Genomic DNA, 5,611 nt, shown 5'->3' on the forward strand with positions numbered 1-5,611 from the left:
CAATACTGCCCTTTTCATTATTACCTGGCTGACGAGTGTTGACAAACTATCATTTTTCTAAAATCTTTGAATTATTTTTTCAATACATTTTTAAATTTTCCCATACATCGTTCATAAATATCAAAGAATACTTTATCTTTTGTAATAACAAGAATTGAAAGATATAACACCCCGCATAATAAAATATCAAAAGCACATGAAATAATCATATTCTTCACATATAAATTCACAATGAATGTTAATGGAATAAACAAGATAGAATAATAAAAATATTTCATGTTTTCAAATCCAAATAATTTTATATTAAGTTTTAGTTCTTTTTTCACAATTCTATATTCACATAAAATTACAAGAATATTTGACAGTGCTGTAATCATAATAGAATTTGCTGGGGTAAATAAACCACACATTAAAAGAATAAAGTTTAATACCACATTGAAAATTCCACATATAAAGAATATTTTAACATCTTCTTTTTCTTTCTTATATAAATATATAATTTGATTTGATATTATCCCCTGTACACCAAGAGTCAGCATATATATTGAAAATCCCATCATTACTGGATACCATGGTATGTAGTTCACATTGAATATCCACATTACATGTTTTGAAACACACAAGAGTCCTATTGATGCTGGAAACAATAAAAGAAAATATATTCTCATAACTTTATTTAAAAGCCTTAAATACATGCTGCTTTCATCATTTCCAAGATTATTTGCAAGTCTTGGCATACTGACTTGAATTATTGTAAGCATTAAAGTATTTATTATTGTCATAGCCTTCTGTGCTATTCCATATGCTGCCAAATCTGCTTCGCCTGAAAAACTGATTATAAGAAGTCTGTCACATTGGGTATATAAAAGGCTTGTATTTGAAAGAAGCATTGCCAGAAACATTGGTTTTACATATTTTTTTATCTTTAAATGTGAAAAATCAAATTTAATCCTCTTCTTTATATAAAAATAACTCCATAAATTGTTGGCTACATTTACAGCTACTCCCAAATATATATACATATTAAAATCATCAATTGAATGGATAGCACATAAAATTATAACTGAATATATTATTTTTACTATCATTGTTTTTAATGCTATAAAATCATAATTTTCAAGAGCTTCATTAACCCATTCAACATAAAATAAATTCAATACTATGTTAAATCCCATAATAAAACATGCATAAAAAGCAGGATTATCTTTATAAAATTTGAAAAGTCCAAACATATATATAGCTGTTACTATTATTGTTGCTGTTGTGCTTATTATAAACAGACTTGTGAAAGTCTGGCTCAGTTTCTTCTTATCATCACGAACCCTGCTTATTTCTCTAAGTCCATACTGATAAGCTCCAAAACCTGCAAATGCTATGAGAACTGTATTAAATGTTTCAGCCTGAGTTATATATGACATCTGATTTTGTGTAAAGGTTCTTGTTATTACTGGTGTTACTATTATTGGCAGTATTATATTGAATATATTCAATATTGATTTAAATAATGCATTTTTTGATATTGATTTAGCCATTTTTTCTCCCTAAACTTCAAATAAATTCTGTTATATGCATATTCTAATAATAAAATCAAAAAAATCTTGCAATAATTTCATCATTTATTATAAGTTATTGATTAAAACACATATGATAAAATTTTAATCTATTATTATATCCAAAGAACTTAGCAGACTTGTAACCTCTGGAAATGAAAATTTTGCCTTTTTTAAAATATTGCTGTTAATATCAATATTGTACCCATAAGCCCCTCTAAAATCTGCTTTGGACAAATTGCATCTGTTAAACTGGGTAGATGCAAAATTTATATCTTTAAAATTACATCCTTTTAAGCTGCATTCTTCAAAAAAACATTCCCCTGAAATTGTGAACTTGCAAATTTAAAATTATCAAATTTCATTGATATTATCATCTATGCTTTCATTCCTATATTTTAAATCTCGTATTATTTCATCTTCAAAACATTCCATAAATTTCTCCTTAAATACTTTTTATTCTATTAAAACAGCTAAATTAATGTAATCTTCATTACAAGGTTCATAAGTCTTATCATCATTCCATACAAATCCTTCTCTTTTAAAAGAATCATCACTTTTTAAAAAATATTTATCGCTGCTTGTATAATCATTGTTTGTAACATCTATATTATACCATTTGCCATCAATCTTTACCTCATTCCATCCATGTGAAATACCATCCAAAGTTCCAAGTACAATTTTATTTTCAAGTCCTGCCATAGAAAACATCTTACTTGCAGTCATTGCATATCCATTACAGGTTGTAAATCCTGTTGTAAGGCCTTCATAAGTATTGTCTTTTTCTAATGTGGTATCATACTGAAATTCATCACATATATATTTATTTATAGCCTTTACTTTTTCATAGTCACTCATATTTTCCCCTGCTATATTTTTAACCACAGGTTCAAGGACAGTATCTATATATTCTTCTTCTTCTTTTGATGTTCTATATGTTATATCAACCAAGATTTTTTTCCCTTTTTGTCTTACAGCTATACTTTTAATAGATCTTCTTAAATATTGATCATCATCAACAGATTCTTTTATGACATTTATTATATCAGAAGAATAATATGGTATCTCAAATTCTTCTTCCCATTGTTTTAGATTATTACGTATTATTTTTTCAAGTCTATCTGTATTATCATATGATGAAGCAAATGCTCCTTCAATGTTTAATGAAAATACAATTGCTAATGAAGCTATTATTTTAAATCTCTTGTTTATCATTTCCTAAGCCCTCCAAAATCCGCATCATTCATTATCTAAAGATTTTTTATATCAGTGTGAATATAAAGATAAATCAATATATAGCATTCTTTAAGTAAATACATATATATTAATATTCCTTTAAATTATATAAAACTATGGTAATCCAACATCCAAATTTAATTTTATTATTTAAATCATATACATGTATGGACTTAAATTAACAATGCACAATTAGCAATGAATGATTAAATCCTTGTAATATTTTTTTCATATGCTGCATATACAAGATAAATTTTAATCTTGCAGCATATATAATTTAATATATAAAAACTACAATTATATCATATCTTTTTTCTGTTACAGTAATATGTCAGAATTCTTTTTTACTCCATTATAATCTTTATTATGAAATGTATACATTATTTTCTTTAATATTTTTTCATCTGCAGAGCAATTCATAAAATAATACACTTAAACTTAAATATTGTTTAAATAAAAAAACTGAATAATAATTTAATCAAAGAAATCTCTGATGAGATTTTTCATCCTTTATTGTCAATTGAAATATATTTTCTCACTTGCAGAGGAAATGATAGAATAATATACTTAAGTATATGTTCCAATAAAAACCTAAATAAAAATTTAATCGAAGAAATTTCCATTGAGATTTCTTCCTAAATTGTCAATTGTACATTGCCAATTGACTATATAAATTATCTTTAAATGAGAGGATTTAAATATGAGAAAAAAAGATATACTTGAACTAAAAAAACGTTTAAAAAAAGATGACTGTACATTTACGAAAATGTGTGGATGCTACGTAAATGGTGAAAAAAATATCATTTTAAAATTTAATGAAACTTTTCTTAATCTTGAAGAAGATGAATTTTTTAAATATTTAGAGATTGCAAAAAAAACGTTGTCTGGTACAATAGGAAACAATCTTCTTCAGCTTGATTTTACTATGCAATCAGAAGAAGAAGGCGGAAGACAATTTGACCTTATGAAGCTCAAAAGAAGCTGTTTAAAAGATGAAAATCTTCTTGATGAATTTTATAATAATATAATAGATAATTATGATTATACTGGAAACTTTCTAATACTTCTTTTCCATGATGCTTATGATGTAATAATAAAAACTAAAGACAACATGAAAGTTGATGAATCAGAAGAAGTATATGAATATATTTTATGTGCTATCTGTCCTGTATCCTTATCAAAACCAGGCCTTAGTTATCTTCCAGATGACAACAGAATAGGTGCACGTTCAAGAGACTGGGTTGTTGAAGCTCCATCTAATGGATTTATATTCCCTGCTTTTATTGACAGAAGTTCTGATATTCATTCAGTCATATATTATACAAAAAATACAAAAGAAACCCATCCAGAACTCATGGAAGATGGTCTTGGATGCATTTCAAAACAGACTTCATCTGAACAAAAAGAATCCTTTACAAATATAATAAAGAATGCAGCTGGCAGTGATGATGAAAAATCTGAAAATCTTGTTATGGAAATTCAGGATACCTTAAATATCCTTGTGGATAATCATAATACAGTAAATGGAGATAATGCTGATCCTATGCTTCTTACAGATAACACCATTTCAGATGTTCTTGAAGAAAGCGGTGTTCCTAAGGAAATTTCTGAAAAAATACAAAAATCTTATACAGAGGAATTTGGTGATACACCTCCAGCAGCAGAAAATCTTATAGATTCAAAAATACTTGCAAAAAATGAGCAGAGGAAAAAAGAAAAAAGACTTGAAAAACAAGTTCAGATTCTGCAGAATAAACTTGAAAAAACTATGGAATCTTCCCATAATAATTCACCAGATACTGATGACTTACACCATGAAGATTTAGACGGCAGAGCTGTCCTTGAAAATCTGAATAATGAAACTTTACAAAACATGGAAACTGCTGCTGATGTGGCACATATAAAGCTTGAAGATGAAGATACTTTAAACGAAATATCAAATACTTCAAGTACCAAAACTTTGACTTATGATGTTATGGTCCAGGTCAATCCTGAAAAAGCTGATCAGATAAAATATGAAATAATAGATGGCAGAAAATATCTTCTTGTTCCTATGGATGAAAATGAACAGGCTAATATAAATGGTGTAGAAAAATTATCTTAAAAGAAGGGAATTCATAAATTATGAATAAAAAAATATATCGTATTATAAGCATAAGAGAACAGGATTTTGGATGCGAAGAACGTCCTGATGAAGAAGAATACTGTGTTGATGTCATTCTTCAAGATGATAATACCAAAGAAAATTTAACTATAAGCGTTCCTGACCATATTCTTTATGAAAAACAGATTGATGTTGGATCTGTTGTATTTTATGATGGAAATGAGTTAAGCAAATATACTATCAATTGACAACGAAAGATAAAATCTTTATAAAATTTTTTATATAGGTATTAACAGCAGTCATCATATGTATATAGTAAGAATATGTGAACAGCCAGGAATATCTCTAAAAGATTTTATGAACTTATTCTACATAAATCCAAGCAATATCACCCGTGCTATTTCTTATCTTGAAAAACATGAATTTATAAAAAAAGTTCCTTCATCAGAAGACAAAAGAGTCTGGAATTTGTATCCTACTGAAAAATCAAAATCTATATGTCCTGAAATAATAAAAATATATGATGAATTATATAGTATTGTTCTTAATGATTTTTCACAAAATGAAAAGGAAATGTTTAATGCATTTTTAAAAAAAACAGGAGAAAAATTAATAGATATACTGTAGGATGTATAAATAAACTTAAGGAGGCTTTTAACAGTTAAAAATAATCTATACAAATCTATAAAAATATATTTGTATTTATGATATAATCTTATTG

6 protein-coding genes are annotated in these 5,611 nt (G+C 26.7%); 3 read left to right on the plus strand and 3 right to left on the minus strand.

Annotated features, from left to right (window positions below; all coding sequences use genetic code 11):
* Nucleotides 1-71: 71 nt before the first annotated feature.
* The 3 genes from Q0F58_RS16810 to Q0F58_RS16815 all read right to left on the minus strand — a co-directional run bounded on the left by Q0F58_RS16810 (nucleotide 72) and on the right by Q0F58_RS16815 (nucleotide 2,765).
* Nucleotides 72-1,532, minus strand: coding sequence for an oligosaccharide flippase family protein (locus Q0F58_RS16810; protein WP_294379021.1), 1,461 nt, complete (start codon nucleotides 1,530-1,532; stop codon nucleotides 72-74).
* Nucleotides 1,533-1,655: 123 nt separating this feature from the next.
* Nucleotides 1,656-1,895 carry a pentapeptide repeat-containing protein gene (locus Q0F58_RS19710; protein WP_367118208.1) on the minus strand — a complete coding sequence of 80 codons (240 nt, stop codon included), beginning with the start codon at nucleotides 1,893-1,895 and terminating at the stop codon, nucleotides 1,656-1,658.
* Nucleotides 1,896-2,006: 111 nt separating this feature from the next.
* The gene (locus Q0F58_RS16815; protein WP_294379022.1) at nucleotides 2,007-2,765 is read right to left on the minus strand and encodes a transglutaminase-like domain-containing protein; all 759 of its coding nucleotides are present in this window, start codon (nucleotides 2,763-2,765) and stop codon (nucleotides 2,007-2,009) included.
* A gap of 721 nt (nucleotides 2,766-3,486) precedes the next feature.
* Between Q0F58_RS16815 and Q0F58_RS16820 the strand changes: the two genes are divergently transcribed.
* The 3 genes from Q0F58_RS16820 to Q0F58_RS16830 are packed head-to-tail and all read left to right on the plus strand — an operon-like array spanning nucleotide 3,487 to nucleotide 5,517.
* Nucleotides 3,487-4,890, plus strand: coding sequence for a DUF4317 domain-containing protein (locus tag Q0F58_RS16820; protein WP_294379023.1), 1,404 nt, complete (start codon nucleotides 3,487-3,489; stop codon nucleotides 4,888-4,890).
* A 20-nt stretch (nucleotides 4,891-4,910) separates the two neighbouring features.
* On the plus strand, nucleotides 4,911-5,138 hold the full coding sequence (locus Q0F58_RS16825) for a hypothetical protein (protein ID WP_294379024.1): 228 nt from the start codon (nucleotides 4,911-4,913) through the stop codon (nucleotides 5,136-5,138).
* A gap of 40 nt (nucleotides 5,139-5,178) precedes the next feature.
* On the plus strand, nucleotides 5,179-5,517 hold the full coding sequence (locus Q0F58_RS16830; protein ID WP_294379025.1) for a MarR family transcriptional regulator: 339 nt from the start codon (nucleotides 5,179-5,181) through the stop codon (nucleotides 5,515-5,517).
* Nucleotides 5,518-5,611: the final 94 nt, after the last annotated feature.

It is taken from the genome of uncultured Clostridium sp., from assembly GCF_934754915.1.
Taxonomy (GTDB): Bacteria; Bacillota; Clostridia; order Clostridiales; family Clostridiaceae; genus Clostridium.